16 protein-coding genes are annotated in these 16,226 nt (G+C 67.2%); 10 read left to right on the top strand and 6 right to left on the bottom strand.

Annotation, left to right across the window (positions count from 1 at the left end; translation table 11 throughout):
• On the bottom strand, positions 1-1,979 hold a 1,979-nt coding region (thrS, locus tag VFT73_RS13640), incomplete at its 3' end, for a threonine--tRNA ligase (protein WP_326412336.1).
• Between the two features lie 107 nt (positions 1,980-2,086).
• Between thrS and VFT73_RS13635 the strand changes: the two genes are divergently transcribed.
• From VFT73_RS13635 to VFT73_RS13610, 6 genes are all read left to right on the top strand, one after another.
• Positions 2,087-2,749 (top strand): COQ9 family protein, encoded by a 663-nt coding sequence (locus tag VFT73_RS13635; RefSeq protein ID WP_326412332.1) that lies wholly within the window; start codon positions 2,087-2,089, stop codon positions 2,747-2,749.
• Positions 2,750-2,796: 47 nt separating this feature from the next.
• Entirely contained in the window at positions 2,797-3,036 is a 240-nt protein-coding gene (locus VFT73_RS13630; protein ID WP_326412328.1) for a FeoA family protein, read from the top strand.
• Positions 3,033-4,889, top strand: a complete 1,857-nt coding sequence (gene feoB / locus VFT73_RS13625) for a ferrous iron transporter B (protein ID WP_326412324.1) — start codon at positions 3,033-3,035, stop codon at positions 4,887-4,889. The genes VFT73_RS13630 and feoB overlap by 4 nt, the downstream gene beginning before the upstream one ends.
• Positions 4,890-5,031: 142 nt before the next feature.
• Positions 5,032-5,613, top strand: a complete 582-nt coding sequence (locus tag VFT73_RS13620; RefSeq protein ID WP_326412320.1) for a PEPxxWA-CTERM sorting domain-containing protein — start codon at positions 5,032-5,034, stop codon at positions 5,611-5,613.
• Between the two features lie 58 nt (positions 5,614-5,671).
• Positions 5,672-6,217, top strand: coding sequence for a single-stranded DNA-binding protein (gene ssb, locus VFT73_RS13615; protein ID WP_326412316.1), 546 nt, complete (start codon positions 5,672-5,674; stop codon positions 6,215-6,217).
• 73 nt (positions 6,218-6,290) lie between these two features.
• Positions 6,291-6,533, top strand: coding sequence for a hypothetical protein (locus VFT73_RS13610; protein ID WP_326412312.1), 243 nt, complete (start codon positions 6,291-6,293; stop codon positions 6,531-6,533).
• Between the two features lie 7 nt (positions 6,534-6,540).
• On the opposite strand, the gene VFT73_RS13605 is transcribed toward VFT73_RS13610, so the two are convergent.
• Together VFT73_RS13605 and VFT73_RS13600 are read right to left on the bottom strand one after the other, a co-directional pair.
• Positions 6,541-7,047, bottom strand: coding sequence for a YceD family protein (locus tag VFT73_RS13605; RefSeq protein WP_326412308.1), 507 nt, complete (start codon positions 7,045-7,047; stop codon positions 6,541-6,543).
• Positions 7,048-7,067: 20 nt separating this feature from the next.
• Positions 7,068-7,580: a ubiquinol-cytochrome C chaperone family protein gene (locus VFT73_RS13600; protein WP_326412305.1), complete on the bottom strand. Its 513-nt coding sequence runs from the start codon at positions 7,578-7,580 to the stop codon at positions 7,068-7,070.
• A 102-nt stretch (positions 7,581-7,682) separates the two neighbouring features.
• Here VFT73_RS13600 and VFT73_RS13595 point away from each other — a divergent pair, with 102 nt between their 5' ends.
• On the top strand, positions 7,683-8,165 hold the full coding sequence (locus VFT73_RS13595) for an outer membrane protein assembly factor BamE (protein ID WP_326412303.1): 483 nt from the start codon (positions 7,683-7,685) through the stop codon (positions 8,163-8,165).
• Here the strand turns inward: VFT73_RS13595 and VFT73_RS13590 are convergent, their stop codons facing one another.
• Positions 8,166-10,430 carry an NADP-dependent malic enzyme gene (locus tag VFT73_RS13590; protein WP_326412300.1) on the bottom strand — a complete coding sequence of 755 codons (2,265 nt, stop codon included), beginning with the start codon at positions 10,428-10,430 and terminating at the stop codon, positions 8,166-8,168.
• A gap of 96 nt (positions 10,431-10,526) precedes the next feature.
• Here VFT73_RS13590 and VFT73_RS13585 point away from each other — a divergent pair, with 96 nt between their 5' ends.
• From VFT73_RS13585 to VFT73_RS13575, 3 genes are read left to right on the top strand one after another with little or no spacing between them, the layout of a single operon-like run.
• A complete protein-coding gene (locus VFT73_RS13585; RefSeq protein ID WP_326412297.1) occupies positions 10,527-11,555 on the top strand; it encodes a quinone-dependent dihydroorotate dehydrogenase in 1,029 nt (342 codons plus the stop codon).
• A gap of 44 nt (positions 11,556-11,599) precedes the next feature.
• Positions 11,600-13,312, top strand: a complete 1,713-nt coding sequence (gene ggt, locus VFT73_RS13580; RefSeq protein ID WP_326412294.1) for a gamma-glutamyltransferase — start codon at positions 11,600-11,602, stop codon at positions 13,310-13,312.
• Positions 13,313-13,343: 31 nt separating this feature from the next.
• Positions 13,344-15,131, top strand: coding sequence for a long-chain fatty acid--CoA ligase (locus VFT73_RS13575; RefSeq protein WP_326412290.1), 1,788 nt, complete (start codon positions 13,344-13,346; stop codon positions 15,129-15,131).
• 4 nt (positions 15,132-15,135) lie between these two features.
• On the opposite strand, the gene VFT73_RS13570 is transcribed toward VFT73_RS13575, so the two are convergent.
• On the bottom strand, positions 15,136-15,549 hold the full coding sequence (locus tag VFT73_RS13570) for a hypothetical protein (protein ID WP_326412286.1): 414 nt from the start codon (positions 15,547-15,549) through the stop codon (positions 15,136-15,138).
• Positions 15,550-15,584: 35 nt separating this feature from the next.
• The coding region (gene gloB, locus VFT73_RS13565) for a hydroxyacylglutathione hydrolase (RefSeq protein WP_326412282.1) at positions 15,585-16,226 on the bottom strand (642 nt) is incomplete at its 5' end.

Here is a 16,226-nt window from a genome sequence, read left to right as displayed (position 1 = left end):
ACCGCTTCGGCGGAGAGCCAGGCGACCGCTTCGTCCAGCGTCATGATCCGCTGGCCCTCTTGCCCCAGCGAGCGGATCGCGACCTTGCCTTCCTCTGCCTCGCGCTTGCCGACGACCAGCAGCTGCGGGACCTTGGCGAGGCTGTGCTCGCGCACCTTGTAGTTGATCTTCTCGTTGCGCAGATCGGCCTCGGCGCGCAGCCCGGCCTTCTCCAGCGCCGCCAGCACCTCGCTCGCATAGTCGTCAGCGTCGGAGACGATCGTCGCAACCACGGCCTGCACCGGCGCCAGCCACAGCGGGAAGCGGCCGGCATGATGCTCGATCAGGATGCCGATGAAGCGCTCGAACGTACCCAGGATCGCGCGGTGCAGCATCACCGGCCGGTGGCGGTTGCCGTCTTCGCCCACATAGCTTGCGTCCAGCCGCTCCGGCAGCACCGTGTCGGCCTGCATCGTGCCGACCTGCCAGGTGCGGCCGATCGCGTCCTTCAGGTGGAACTCCAGCTTGGGCGCATAGAAGGCGCCTTCGCCGGGCAGCTCCTCCCAGCCGAATTCCGCGGTGTCGCGGCCCGCCGCCTTCACCGCGTCGCGCAAATTCTGCTCGGCCCGGTCCCAATCCGCGTCGGAGCCGAACCGCTTTTCGGGCCTGAGCGCCAGCTTGATCGCATAATTGGGGAAGCCCAGGTCGCGATAGACGCTGTCGAGCAGGTCGCAAAAGGCGCGCACTTCCTCGATCAGCTGGTCTTCGCGCACGAAAATATGGGCGTCGTCCTGCGTGAACTGGCGCACACGCATGATGCCGTGCAGCGCGCCGTGCGGTTCGTTGCGGTGGCAGCAGCCGAACTCGGCCATGCGGATCGGCAGGTCGCGATAGCTTTTGATGCCCTGCTTGAAGATCAGCACGTGCGCCGGGCAATTCATCGGCTTCAGCGCCATCAGGTCGGCGTCGCCGGAAAGGATCGGCGCGTCGTCCTCGGTCGAGGGGATCTCGTCCGGCACGACGAACATATTCTCGCGATACTTGCCCCAATGGCCGGATTGCTCCCACTGGCGCGCGTCCATCAGCTGCGGCGTCTTCACTTCCTGATAGTCGGCCGCGTCGAGGCGGCGGCGCATATAGGCCTCTAGCTGCCGCCACAGCAGATAGCCCTTGGGATGCCAGAAGACCGAGCCCTGCGCCTCCGGCTGCAGGTGGAACAGGTCCATGTCCTGCCCGATCTTGCGATGGTCGCGCTTGGCCGCTTCCTCCAGCCGGGTCAGATGCTCCTGCAGCTGCTTCCTGTTGAGCCAGCCGGTGCCGTAGATGCGGCTGAGCATCGCGTTCTTCTGGTCGCCGCGCCAATAGGCGCCGCTGACGCGCGTCAGCTTGAATGCCTGCGGATCGAGCTTGCCGGTCGAGGCGAGGTGTGGCCCACGGCACATATCGAGCCATTCGCCGGCGCGGTAGACCGTCAGTTCCTCGCCTTCGGGGAGCTCGGCGGCCCATTCGGCCTTGAACGTCTCGCCATGGGTGCGGAAGTGCTGGATCAGCTGGTCGCGGGTCCACACCTCGCGCACCAACTTTTCGTCGCGCGCGATGACGCGGCGCATCTCCTCCTCGATCGCCGGCAGGTCTTCCTCGGTGAAGGGGCCACGCTCGGCGGTGGGCGCGAAGTCGTAATAAAAGCCGTCCTCGGTCGCCGGGCCGAAGGTGATCTGTGTGCCGGGGAACAGGTTCTGCACCGCCTCGGCGAGCACGTGCGCATAGTCGTGGCGCACCAGCTCCAGCGCGTCCGCCTCGTCGCGCGCGGTGATCAGCGCCAGCTCCGCGTCATAATCGATCGGCCGGCCGAGATCGCGGACTTCGCCGTTCACCTTGGCCGCCAGCGCCGCCTTGGCGAGTCCCGGCCCGATCGCCGCAGCGATATCGGCCGCAGTGGTCCCCGGCGCAACCTCGCGCGCGGAGCCGTCGGGAAGGGTGATGCGGATCATCTCGGACATGCGCCGGGCATGTAGCGATGGCGAGGGCGCGCCTCAACCACGCTCTGTCGCCTTGTGCGATGTGCCCGCCCCTTGGCCCCGCTGCCGCAAAGGCCTAGATGACGGCGATGGCCGAACTGCCCGCCGATCCGACGCTCGATGAAGTCCGTGCCCATCTGGCGCCGCTGCTTCCCGCCCATGCCGCATTCGACGGCTGGAGCCCGGAGGCCGTGACGCTCGCGGCCGGGCAGGCAGGCGTCGACCCGGACATTGCCCGGCTCGCGTTCAAGGACGGCGCGGTGCAGATGATCGACGCGTGGTTCCGCTCGGTCGATCATCGCATGGCCGAGCAGCTGCCGGTTGAAACGCTCGCATCGATGAAGATCCGGGAGCGGATCACCGCCCTGGTCTGGGCGCGGATCGAGATCGTCGCGCCCGACCGCGAGGCGTTGCGCCGCGCGCTCGCGCTGCTGGCGATGCCGCAGAATACAGCCAAAGCAGCCCGGATGGGCTGGCGCGCGGTCGACCTTATGTGGCAGCTCGCCGGCGACAAGGCGACCGACTTCAATCACTATACCAAGCGCATGACCCTTGGGGCGGTCTATGGCTCGACCGTGCTCGCGCTGCTCGACGACGAGACCGCCGATTTGAGCGATACCCGCGCCTTTCTCGACCGGCGCATCGAGAACGTGATGCGATTCGAGCGCTTCAAGGCCGATGTCCGATCGCGCGCCGAGCACCGGCCGAGCCTGTCGCGCTTCATCGGCCGGCTCAGATATCCGGCGATTTGACCTTTACGTTTATTGATAATCAATCGCAGCAAGCCTATTGAAGCGTCATGCGTCTCAGTGACCTTCCGCTGCGCAAGGCTGCGCACATCAGCGCGATCGATTGGGCATCGCTCGGCGAGGCCGAGGCGAAGCGCCTGCGCGAGCTGGGTTTCGACGAAGGCGTGCCGATCGAGGCGCTGCACAGCGGCAGCTTTCTCGGCCGGGACCCGATCGCCTGCCGGGTCGGGCGGATGACCGTCGCGATCCGCCGTGCGCAGGCGAGCGCGATCCGCGTCGCCCTGACATGAACCCCGCGCCGCTGGTTGCGCTGGTCGGCAATCCCAATGCCGGCAAGTCGTCGCTGTTCAACGCGCTGACCGGCGCGCGCCAGAAGGTCGGCAATTATCCTGGCGTCACGGTCGAGCGCCATGCGGGCCGCTTCACGCTGCCGGACGGCCGCCCGGTCGAGCTGGTCGACCTGCCCGGCGCCTACAGCCTGGAACCGGCCAGCCCCGACGAAGCCGTCACCCGCGACGTGATTCTGGGCCAGCAGGCCGGCGAGCGGCTGCCGGTCGCGTTGATCGTGGTGATCGACGCCTCCAATCTCGACAACCATCTGCGCTTCGCGATGCAGCTGATCGGCCTTGGCCTGCCGATCGTGATCGCGCTGAACATGATCGACCTGGCGAAGCGCGACGGACTGGAAATCGATACCGCGGTGCTCGCCAAAGAGCTCGGCGTGCCGGTGATCGAGACGGTCGCGGTGCGCCGCCGCGGGCTGGAAGAGCTGAAGACGGCGCTGGCCGAGGCGGTCGGCGACGGCACCCTGAAGCTCCGCCCCGGTCACGGCTTCGTCCACGAGGACCTTGCGACGGTGCAACGCCGCGCGCGCGCGCTCGCGGTCAAGGCGATCGTGTCGGAAAGCCCGGCGCGGCGCATCACCCATTCGCTCGACGGCATCGCGCTGCACCCGGTGGCCGGGCCGCTGATCCTTGCCGGGCTGCTGTTCGTGATGTTCCAGGCCGTGTTCAGCTGGAGCCAGGTGCCAGCGGACTGGCTGCAGGCGCAGTTCGACGCGCTGGGCGGCTGGATCGGCACGACGCTGCCCGACGGCTTCATCCGCTCGCTGCTGGTGGAAGGCGTGATCGCCGGCGTCGGCGCGGTCGTCGTTTTCCTCCCGCAGATCCTGATCCTGTTCACGTTCATCCTGATCCTGGAAGCGAGCGGCTATATGGTCCGCGCGGCCTTCCTGATGGACCGGCTGATGGCGCGCGTGGGGCTTTCCGGCCGCGCCTTCATCCCGCTGCTTTCCTCCTTTGCCTGTGCCGTCCCGGGCATCATGGCAACGCGGACGATCGACGATCCCAAGGACCGGCTGACGACGATCCTGATCGCACCGCTGATGACCTGCTCGGCGCGCCTGCCGGTCTATACGCTGATCATCTCCGCCTTCATTCCGGAGCGCGCGGCGATTCCCGGCGTCGGGCTGCAGGGGCTGGTGCTGTTCTGCCTCTACATCGCCGGCATCGCGGGCGCGTTCGCGGCGGCCTGGGTGCTGCGGCGGACGGTGACCAAAGGTCGCGGCTCGGGCTTCATGATGGAAATGCCCAAATATCAGTGGCCGCGCTGGCAGGACGTGGCGCTGGGTCTCGTTACCCGTGCGCAGATCTTCCTGAAGCGCGCCGGCACGATCATCCTGTTCACGACCGTGCTGCTCTGGGCGCTCGCTTCCTTCCCGCAGGCGCCGGCCGGCGTGAAGCAGAGCGAGTATTCGGTCGCCGGCCGGATCGCGAGCGGGGTCGAGACATTGGTCCGGCCGATCGGGTTCAATCACGATATCTCGATGGCGCTGATCCCGGCGATGGCGGCGCGCGAGGTCGCCGTGTCCGCGATTGCGACCGTCTACGCGATCGACGCCAACGGCGATGAAGTCGCCAACCAGCAGCTCGAGTCGCGGCTCGGCACCGCCTGGCCGCTGCCGACCGCGCTCGCTTTCCTGGCCTGGTTCGTGTTCGCGCCGCAATGCATCTCGACCATTGCGGTCACGCGGCGCGAGACCAATGGCTGGAAATGGCCCGCCTTCATGGTCGGCTATCTTTTCGCGGTGGCGTATGTCGCGGCCGGCCTCACCTACTGGGCGGCAACGGCGATCGGTTTGTAATTTGTGCCATTTGGAGACGGCCCGATCGTCTCGATTGCCTGCGGTTCCAAGGCAAATTACGCAGCGCTCGGAAACCTTGTGCGCGTAAGAGGGGGATCATACGAAAATGAACAGGTGTTTGCTTGCGCTTAGCCTCCTGGCAGTGGGCACTTCGGCCGCGGCGGAGACGATCGACTTTGAAGATACCGCGGCAGGCCTGAACGGCCTCCTGATCCTGCAGGGCGATTACCAATTCACTGCCTTCAGCAGCATGGCGGTCCACACCTCGTCGGGAAGCAAAGCCCTTTTCGGCCCTAACCCGTTCGACTTTTCTCGTCCGACCTCGGTTACACTGAGTCGGGACGACGGCGCCGCGTTCAACTTCATTGCGCTCGATGTCTTTGCAGCCGACAGCAACGGCCTTGGCGTGCCGCTCACCTTTTTCGCCCGCTACGCCGATGGACGAACCGACCATTTCACTTTCGACCTGCCCAGCTTCTCGGGCGCCACACCGATCCCGCAGACCCGCGTTGCATTGGCGATGCCGGACCTGTTTCGCGGCGTGACGGAGGTCTCCTGGTCGAACGGAGCGGTCTGGCACCAAGTCGACAATATCGTGGTCACCAGCGCCAGTGCTGCCCCGGTCCCCGAACCGGCCAGCTGGGCACTGATGATCGGCGGCTTCGCCCTTGCCGGCGCAGAGTTACGGCGTTCCTCGCGGAAAAGCCCGGCTGTTGCGGCCTGATGCTTGCCGCCCTGCCGTGATCCCGGTAGCGGACGGCAAGGATTGAGGAGGTCTCGGCGTGGCAGGCAGCGTGAACAAGGTGATTCTGGTCGGCAATCTCGGGCGCGACCCGGAGAGCCGCAGCTTCCAGAATGGCGGCAAGGTGGTGGAGCTTCGCATCGCCACTTCGGAAACCTGGAAGGACCGCAATTCCGGGGAGCGCAAGGAAAAGACCGAGTGGCACACGGTCAAGATCTTCAACGAAGGCCTGGCCAATGTCGCGGAGCGCTATCTGCGAAAGGGCTCGAAGGTCTATATCGAGGGCGCGCTCCAGACCCGCAAATGGCAGGACCAGCAGGGGCAGGACCGCTATTCGACCGAGATCGTGCTGCAGGGCTTCAACAGCGAGATGGTGCTGCTCGACCGCCGTGAAGGCGGCGCCGGCGGCGACGACTGGGGAAGCCAGGACCGCGGCAATTTCGGCGGCGGCGGCCAGACTCCGTCGGGCGGCTTCGGCGGCGGGCGCGGCGGCAGCGGTGGCGGCGGGCGCGGCGGCAGCGGTGGCGGCGGACGCGGCGGACCCAGCCCGTTCGACAGCGACCTGGACGACGACGTCCCCTTCTAGGGCGCCAGGACGGGGAACAGCAGCCCCGATTCGGGAGTCTCACAAGGCAAGTCATTTGCTTGCGAGAGACTCCATGGCCGGAATCGTCATCACTGCCCTGTTTGCGATCAGCATGTGGGCGGCGATCTGGACGCTGACCGGCCGGCGGCGGCGCAGGGAGCCTCCGGCGCTTCCCGGCCAGCTGACGCCCGCGCAGCGCCGGCGGCTGTACAAGCGGCTGGGCATCGATCCGGTGGTGATGGCGCGGCAGCGCCCCTATGGCTGGAGCGTGACAAGGGCCGAGCCCGATTTCCGCCGCCGCAGCACCCGCGCCTGAGGCACGGCTAACCCTTTTTCTGCATCTGCTCCTTAAGCGCGCGGAGTGCGGCAAACGGGCCCGCATCGGCCTCATTGCCCAGGCCGGCTTCCTCCAGCGCAGTATCGGCACTCGCCGAGCGCGGAAACGGGTCGAGCGCCAGCGCCAGCGTCTCCGCCGCGAGCTCGCCGAGATCGATCCGGCCGCCTTCCAGCGGCAGCGTATCGCAATCCTCGGCACTCAGCTCCAATTCCTCGTCCGGCGAGACGACATAGGCATCGGGCACGAAGCGCACGCTGAACGGCGCATCGATGTGCGCGGGCAGCGGTTCGTCCGTAACCACGCAGCTCTGCACGACGTCAGCGTCGACCGCCCCTTCGGCATGGATGATGCCCGCGCGCCGCGCGAGCCGAACATCGGCCGAAAGCCGCTCGACGGCCTTCAGCGCAAATCGGCCTGCGAGCCGGCGGCGCTCGGTCTCGTCGGCCTCGATTCGCATCTGGCGCGGCGATTCGGAGACGGTGTCGGCATCCACGGTTCGAGAAAATTCCGGCGTCACGGCAGCTGGCCCGCAATGATCGAATCGGCCGGCGCGGCGTGCAGCGCCAGATAAAAGGCGCGCAGCCGCTCGGCGGTGTGCTCCAGCGCCGCGGCCGGCGGCTCGCTGCCACGATAAAGGTTGCGGACCAGCGCCGCCTCGAACTCGCCGGCCTTCAGCCCTTCGCGATACGCGCCGATTCGCCCGCCCAGCGCGCCCATCATCTTTCCCACATGCTTGCCGACGACCATGTCGCCGATGCCGATCTCGCGCAGCTGGCTGTCCATATCGTGCACGAACAGCTCGACGAGCCAGGCGACGGTCTGGCGCTGCTCGGGCTCCAGCTCCAGCCGGGCGATCACGAGCGCGAGGATCGCGGCGATCGTCTCGAAGCGGCCGTCGATCGTGTCGGGCACGCCGCCTTGCGCATACCAGTGCGCCGCGCGGCCTTGGGCCACCACTTCGTTGTAGAGCGGGCGCACCGCTTCGTTGGCATTGCGGCGGCCGAACAGCCGGTCGATGAAGGACATGACACTCCATTTGGGGCGCACGCGCTTGTGCGCGGCCTCGCCCAGGCATATTGAGGCCGCGGACGGCGAGCGCAATGCTCGTCTGGCGTCCGGGAGAGTCGAATGAGTTCGTTGACGCGGCGCATGATTACCGGCGCCGCCCTTGCAGGCGCGATGGTCGCAACGGCCGGCTGCACGCGCATCGTCGGTCACCAGGGTTATCTGCTCGACAATCAGCTGATTGCGACCGTGCAGCCTGGCATCGACAACAAGCAGTCGGTGCAGAAACTCCTGGGCCTGCCCAGCTTCACCAGTCAGTTCACGGACAATGACTGGTATTATGTTGCGCGGACCACGAAGCAGCTGGCGTTCGGGTCGCCGAAGCCGACCGACGAGACGGTGCTGCACATCAGCTTCGACGACGCCGGCAATGTGGCGAAGGTCGAGCAGACCGGGCTGGAGCGCGTCGCGCAGATCGATCCCGTTGACGACAAGACGCCGACGCTGGGCCGCAAGCACGGCTTTTTCGAAGACCTGTTCGGCAATATCGGCCGCGTCGGCACGCTGCCCGGCGGCCCCACGCAGAGCGGCAACACCGGCAACTGATCAGCGCGCGATGCCGCTGGCGGCGAGCACGGCCAGCGTCACCAGCTCGGTCGCGCGGCTCGCCATCGTCGCGACCTGAACCGGCTTCGCCATGCCCACCAGCATCGGCCCGATGACCGAGTCGCCGCCCAGCTCGCGCAGCAGCTTGGCCGAGATATTGGCGGACTGAAGGCCAGGCATAACCAGCACATTGGCGGGCCCGGACAGGCGGCTGAACGGATAATTCGCCATCACCCGCGGATTGAGCGCAACATCGGGCGACATTTCGCCTTCATATTCGAAGCTGACGCCGCGCTGATCGAGCAGCGCGACGGCGCCGCGGATCTTGTCGAGAAAATCGCCCGGCGGGTTGCCGAAGGTCGAATAGCTGAGGAACGCGACGCGCGGCTCCTGCCCCATGCGCCGCGCCACGGCGGCGGTCTGCTCGGCGATATCGGCGAGCTCGGTCGCCGACGGGCGCTCGTTGACGGTCGTGTCGGCCATGAACACCGTGTGCGAATGGCCGACCAGCACATGGATGCCGAACGGGATCGTGCCTTCCACCGGATCGAGCACGCGGCGGATCTCGCGCATCGACTGGGCATAGGTGCGCGTCACGCCGGTGATCATCGCGTCGACTTCGCCCAGATCGAGCAGCAGCGAACCGAAGATGTTGCGGTCCTGATTGACCATCCGCTCGCACTCGCGGTGCAGATAGCCGCGGCGCTGCAGCCGCTCGTAGAGCCGGTCGACCATTTTCGGGACCAGCGGCGAGTGGCGGCTGTTGTGGACCTCGAACGACTGCGGATCGTCGACGCCGAGCGCTTTCAGCCGATCATAGACGTCGTCGCGGCCGACCAGCACCGGAATGCCGTAGCCGCCGTCGCGGAACTGGATCGCGGCGCGCAGCACCACTTCTTCCTCGCCTTCCGCGAACAGCACGCGCTTCGGATCGGCGCGCGCCGCCTCATAGGCGAGCGTCAGCACCGAGGTGGTGGGGTTGAGCCGCGCCCTCAGTGTCTGGCGATAGGCGTCCATGTCGAGGATCGGTTTGGTCGCGACGCCCGAATCCATCGCCGCTTTGGCGACCGCGGCGGGCACCACTTCCATCAACCGCGGATCGAACGGCGCCGGGATGATATAGTCGGCACCGAAGCTGTGCGCCTTGCCGCCATAGGCTGCGGCGACTTCCTCCGGCACCGCCGCGCGCGCCAGATCGGCCAGCGCCTGTGCGGCGGCAATCTTCATCTCGTCGTTGATCGCGGTCGCGCGCACGTCCAATGCGCCGCGGAAAATGAAGGGGAAGCCGAGCACGTTGTTGACCTGGTTCGGATAGTCCGAGCGGCCGGTGGCGACGATCGCGTCGGGGCGCGCGGCCTTGGCCTCCGGCGGCGTGATCTCCGGGTCCGGGTTCGCCATCGCGAAGATGATCGGCTTCGGCGCCATCGCCTTCACCATGTCGGGCTTCAGCGCGCCGGCCGCCGAGAGGCCCAGGAAGATATCCGCGCCTTCCAGCGCCTCGCCGAGCGTGCGCCGGTCCGTCTTCACGGCATGGGCGGACTTCCACTGATCCATGCCTTCGGTGCGGCCCTGATAAATCACGCCCTTGCGGTCGCACATGATGACATGATCCTGGCGAACGCCCATCGCCTTGATCAGCTCGGTGCAGGCGATCGCGGCGGCGCCGGCGCCGTTCACTACGACCCTCACGTCCTTCAGATCGCGGCCGGTCAAATAGCAGGCATTGATCAGCCCGGCGGCGGAGATGATCGCGGTGCCGTGCTGGTCGTCGTGCATGACCGGGATGTTCATCCGCTCCTTCAGCGCCTGCTCGATGATGAAGCAGGCGGGGGCGGCGATGTCTTCCAGGTTGATGCCGCCGAAGCTCGGCTCCAGCAGCGCGACGGCGTTGATGAAAGCTTCGGTGTCCTCGGTCGCGACTTCGAGGTCGATCGAATCGACGTCGGCGAAGCGCTTGAACAGCACCGCCTTGCCTTCCATCACCGGCTTGGAAGCGAGCGCGCCGAGATTGCCGAGGCCGAGGATGGCCGTGCCGTTCGAGATCACCGCGACCAGATTGCCCTTCGCGGTATAGTCATAGGCGCAGGCCGCATCGCCGGCGATCGCGCGCACCGGCACCGCGACGCCGGGGGAATAGGCAAGGCTCAGGTCGCGCTGCGTCGCCATCGGTTTCGAGGCGACGATCTCGATCTTCCCCGGCCGGCCGGCGGAATGGAACAGCAGCGCCTCGCGTTCCGAAAACTGAACGTTCGCACCTTCGCTCATCCACTGTTCCTTCTTGGTCGTCCCGGCAATCGGCGGCGTACCGTAGTAAGGTGGCCGCGGGCTTTCCAGTGCGCCCGCAAATGCTATCGCGCAACAATGCTCTATCCGTTGCTCCGCCCGCTGGTCCATGCGCTCGATGCCGAACGTGCGCACCGGCTGACCATCGCCGCGCTCAGGCAGGTGCCGCCGCTCGGCCGTCCGGAAAGCGATCCGGTGCTGGCGAGCGAGGTCGCGGGGCTGCATTTCCCCAATCCGGTCGGGCTCGCCGCGGGGTTCGACAAGGATGCTGAGGTGCCGGCGCAGATGCTCGGTTTCGGTTTCGGCTTCGTCGAGGTGGGCACGCTGACGCCCCTGCCCCAGGCCGGCAACCCGCGCCCGCGCCTGTTCCGGCTGGCAGAGGACCGGGCGGTCATCAACCGGATGGGCTTCAACAATGGTGGGCAGGCGGAGGCCTTTTCGCGGCTGAGCACGCTGCGCCGCCGCGCCGGCCCGGTCGGCGTCAATGTCGGCGCGAACAAGGACTCCGCGGACCGGATCGGCGACTATGCCGCAGGCGCGCGTGCAATGGCGCCGGTTGCCGATTATCTGACCGTCAACATCAGCTCGCCCAACACGCCGGGCCTGCGCGCGCTGCAGAGCGCGGCCGCGCTTCAGGATCTGCTGCATGGCGTCATGGGTGCGCTGCCGTCGCCCAGGCCGGTATTCCTGAAAGTCGCGCCCGACCTGGAGGCGGACGAGATCGACGCGCTTGCCCGCGTCGCGATCGACGGCGGCGTGGCCGCGCTGATCGTCGCCAACACGACCGTCTCGTGGCCCCCGCTCAAATCGTCTCATGCGGCGGAAGCGGGCGGCCTGTCGGGCGCGCCGCTGGCCGCCCTTGCCCGGCAGAGGCTGCGCGACTTCCGTTCGGCCACGGGCGGCGTGCTGCCGCTGGTTTCCGCCGGCGGCATCGGCAGTGCCGACGAGGCTTATGCCCGGATTCGCGATGGTGCTTCGCTGGTCCAGCTTTATTCGGCATTGGTCTATGAAGGCCCGGGCCTGGCGCGGCGGATCGCCCGCGGCTTGGCGGACCTTCTGCGCCGCGACGGCTTCGGCACTGTCGCTGAGGCTATAGGGCAGGCGTGAAGTCGCACTTGCCCAAAAGACGCGGCACATTAGGGTCGCGCGCCATGAAACGCTTTCTCCTCGCTCTTCTCCTGATCGTCCTGCCGCAAGCGCTTGCAGCCCAGGGCATGGTTTCAGCCGCCGATCCGCGGGCGGCTGCGGCTGGCGTCGAGATCCTCAAGAAGGGCGGCACCGCGACGGATGCGGCGATCGCGACCATGCTGGTCCTGAACGTGGTCGAGCCGCAAAGCTCCGGCATCGGCGGCGGCGCCTTCTTCGTCAGCCACGACGCGAAGACGGGGAAAGTCACGACGGTCGACGGGCGCGAGGCTGCGCCGCATGCGGCGGGACCGGAGTGGTTCTACGGCCCGGACGGCAAGCCGCTCAGCCACGGCGATGCGGTTCCAGGCGGTCGCAGCGTCGGCGTGCCGGGTTCGCTCAGGGCGATGGCGATGGCGCATGCAAAATCGGGCAAGCTCCCTTGGGCGGCCTTGTTCGAGCCGGCGATCCGCATCGCGCGCGACGGCTGGCAGCTCACCCCGCGCTTTGCCCAGGTCGCCGGCGGGGCGACACGAAAGCTCGACCCGGGTGCGGCGCGCCTCTTCCTTGGCCCCGATGGCAAGATCCTGCCCGCGGGGACGACGGTGCGCAATCCGGAGCAAGCAGCCCTGTTCGAGCGCATAGCGCGGCTGGGACCGGACACTTTCTATGTGGGGCCGCAAGCCGCGAAGCTGGTCGCGACGGTGAATGGCGCGTCGCGCAATCCCTCGCGGATGACGACGGGCGACCTCGCCAGCTATGAAGCGAAGGAGCGGCCGCCGCTCTGCGACACGTATCGAAGCTACCGCATCTGCAGCATGGGGCCGCCTTCGTCGGGCGGCATCACCGTGCTGATGATCCTGAAGCAGCTGGAGCGCTTCGACATGGCGAAGCTGGGTGTCGCGAACCCGGTCGCCTGGCACTTGTTCGCCGAATCCTCGCGTCTCGCCTATGCCGATCGCGACATGTACACGGGCGATCCCGATTACATTCAGGTTCCGATCAAGGGCCTGCTCGATCCCGCCTACCTCGCCAGCCGCTCCGCACTGATCTCGCCCGACAAGAGCCTGGACCGGATCGAACCCGGCGTCCCGCCCGGTGCGCCGAAGCGCATTCGCGTGCCCGCCAGCGAAGTGCCGGGAACGACCGACCTGGTCGCCGTCGACCGTGCCGGCAACGTCGTCGAGGTCACCACGACGATCGAGAGCGTGTTCGGATCGGGCCTGTCGGTCGACGGCATCATGCTCAACAACGAGCTGACCGACTTCGATATCGAGCCGAAGAAGGACGGCTATCTGGTCGCGAACCGCGTCGAAGGCGGCAAGCGGCCGCGCAGCTCCATGGCACCGACCATCGTCTACGACTCCTCCGGGCACGTCCGCCTCGCGCTGGGCGCCGCGGGTGGTCCGACCATCATCGCACAAGTTGCGAAGGCGATCATCGCGGTGGTCGACTGGAAGATGAGCGCGCAGGATGCGATCGGCCTTGGCCTGATCTTTGCGCCGGGGCCGGTGGCCTATCTGGAGAAAGGGACCCAGGCGGAGGAAATGGAGCCGGCTCTCCGCCAGCTCGGCGGCCGTGTTCGGGTCGCGCCGCTGGGCCTCAAGGCCAATGCGATCGAGTGGGTCGACGGCAAGTGGGTCGGCGCGGCCGATCCGCGCAGCGAGGGCGTGGCGATCGACGAAGAAGGCCATGTGACCGTCATCCGCCGCAGGACCGAAAAGCGTCCGCCGGAATGAGGCGCACCGAAAAATAGAAACGGGAGAGAGAATGCGGCAGTTCGAACGTTTCCCGAACCTGGTGACGATGTTCTTCACCCGCGCCCGAGAAGGGGGCGACAGGCCGTTCCTGTGGCGCAAGGTGGAGAATGACTGGCGGCCGATCAGCTGGGCGCAGGCGGCGCAGCAGGTCGCGTCCGTCGCCGAAGGACTGAAGCGGCTGGGGCTGAAGCGGGGCGACCGGGTGATGCTGGTTTCCGAAAACCGCCCCGAATGGTGCATAGCCGATCTGGGCATCATGGCCGCGGGCTGCGTAACGGTCCCCACCTACACCACCAATACCGAGCGCGATCACCTCCATATCCTGGAGAATAGCGGTGCAGCGGCCGTGATCGTGTCGACCGAAAAGCTGGCAAAGACGCTGCTGCCGGCGGTGCTGCGCTCAAACGAGGCGCGGCACGTGATCGCGATGGAGCCGCTGCGCATCCAGCAGGCGGGCATGATCGCGTTCCACGACTGGTCGGCGCTGACCGCCACCCAGGCGGAGATAGGCGCGGCGGAGACAGCCGCCGATTTCGCGCGCGAGGATCTGGCGTGCGTCATCTACACCAGCGGGACCGGCGGGGCGCCGCGCGGCGTGCCACAGCATCACGGCGCGATCCTGCACAACGTGAACGGCTGCATCCGCGTCATCGCCGACGATTTCGGCTGGGACGACGAGGTGTTCCTGTCGTTCCTGCCGCTGTCCCACGCCTATGAGCATACCGGCGGCCAGCATTTCCCGATCGGGCTGGGCGCACAGATTTACTACGCGGAGGGACTCGACAAGCTCGCCAGCAACATCGAGGAAACGCGGCCGACGATCATGGTCGTCGTGCCGCGGCTGTTCGAGGTGCTGCGGGCGCGGATCGTCAAGAATATCGAGAAGCAGGGCGGGCTCGCGCCGGGCCTGCTGCGGCGGGCGGAAGCGCTCGGGGCCAAGCAGCTCGCGGGCGGGCTGCCGGCCTGGGACAGGCCGGCCGACCTGCTGCTGGAGCGCATCTTCCGGCCGAAAATCCGTCAGCGCTTCGGCGGGCGGATGAAGGCGATGGTGTCGGGCGGCGCGCCGCTCAATCCGGAGATCGGCGTATTCTTCCACTCGCTGGGGCTGACGCTGCTGCAAGGCTATGGCCAGACCGAGGCCGGGCCGGTCATCTCGTGCAATCGCCCGAGCGTCGGGTTGAAGATGGACACGGTCGGCCCGCCGCTTGCCGATACCGAAGTCCGCATTGCCGATGACGGCGAAATCCTGGTGCGCGGCGAGCTGGTGATGCACGGATACTGGCACAATGCGGCCGAGACTGCCCGCGCGCTGAAGGACGGCTGGCTGCATACCGGGGATATCGGCCATCTCGACGGCAAGGGCCGGATCGTCATCACCGACCGCAAGAAGGACCTGATCGTCAACGACAAGGGCGACAACGTCTCGCCACAGAAGGTCGAGGGCATGCTGACGCTGCAGCCCGAGCTTCTGCAGGCGATGGTCTATGGCGACCGGCGGCCCTATCTGGTCGGGCTGATCGTGCCCGATCCGGAATGGACCGCCGAATGGGCGATCGCGAACGACTACAAATGCGACTTCGCGGCGCTGTCCGACAACCCGATGTTCAAGGCCGCACTGATGGCGGCGGTCGACCGCGTCAACAAGGACCTGTCGGTGATCGAAAAGGTGCGCCGCATCGTCATCGCCGACGCACCGTTCGCGATCGACAACGAGCAGCTGACCCCCTCGATGAAGATCCGCCGCCACGTGCTGAAGGACGTGTACGGCCCGCGGCTGGACGCGCTGTACAAGGGCTGAGCCGCTACTTCGCCTTTCTATACGGCACGAACTCGCCGAGCGCGCAGGCGCCGGGGGAATAGCCCTGGCTGTAATCCTTCACCTGCGCGATCTCGCCGCTGCACAGCATGCCGGTCGGCGTCCGCGTCTCCAGCGCCAGGTTGCTGTTCAGCCCCGGGCAGCCGCCCGGCGGGTCGTTGCGATAGACGAGATTGTTGCTCATCTTGTAGAGGATCGTCTTGCCGCCGACATAATAGGTCGAGCGGATCTGGCGCTGCGGGATGCAGCTGACCGGTTCGCCCGGCTGCTTGCCGGCAAGCCACTGGTCCATGATCTTCAGGTCGCGCTCGACCGCGTGGTCGCCGGTCTGGCTGAGCGCGGCAGTGCCGATCAGGGCCGCCGATGTTGCGATGAGAGCGATGCCGATAAGGTTGCGCATGACGGGCCTCCTTGCGTGCCAGGACACAGAACGCCTCACCCCCGGAAAGTATCTTTCGCGGCGCGCCTTTCGGCAAGCTGAACCGCGTCGCGGGCGCGCATGAAGGGGTTGGTCGCGCGTTCGAGCGCGATCGTGGTCGGCACCGTCGCCTCGCCTCTCTCGCGCGCCGCCGAGACATCGGCCATCCGCGCGGCGACCGCGTCATTGTCCGGCTCCGCAACCAAGGCGTAGCGGCCGTTCGACAGCGTATACTCGTGCGCGCAATAGACGCGGGTGTCGGGGGGCAAGGCGGCGAGGCGCTGCATGTTCGCGAACATCTGCTGAGGGGTGCCCTCGAACAGCCGGCCGCAGCCCATCGCGAACAGCGTGTCGCCGACGAAGACCACATGCTCCGACGCGAAGTGATAGGCGATGTGGCCGGCGGTGTGGGCGGGCACTTCCAGCACCTCCGCTTCGAGGGCGCCGAGCCGGACACGGTCGCCTTCCTTCACCTGCCGGTCGAGCGTCGGGATGCGCGCGGCTTCGGCGGCGGGGCCGATGATGGTGCAGCCGGTCGCGGCCTTGATCTCGGCGTTGCCGCCGGTGTGGTCCGGATGCCAGTGCGTGTTCCAGATCTGCCCGATCCCCCAGCCGTGCGCGTCCGCCGCTTCGAGGACCGGCGCCGCCACCGCCGGATC

Origin of the sequence: Sphingomonas sp., assembly GCF_035758555.1 — a bacterium.
GTDB lineage: Bacteria > Pseudomonadota > Alphaproteobacteria > Sphingomonadales > Sphingomonadaceae > Sphingomonas_B.
This window is presented reverse-complemented; position numbering and strand designations above follow the sequence as displayed.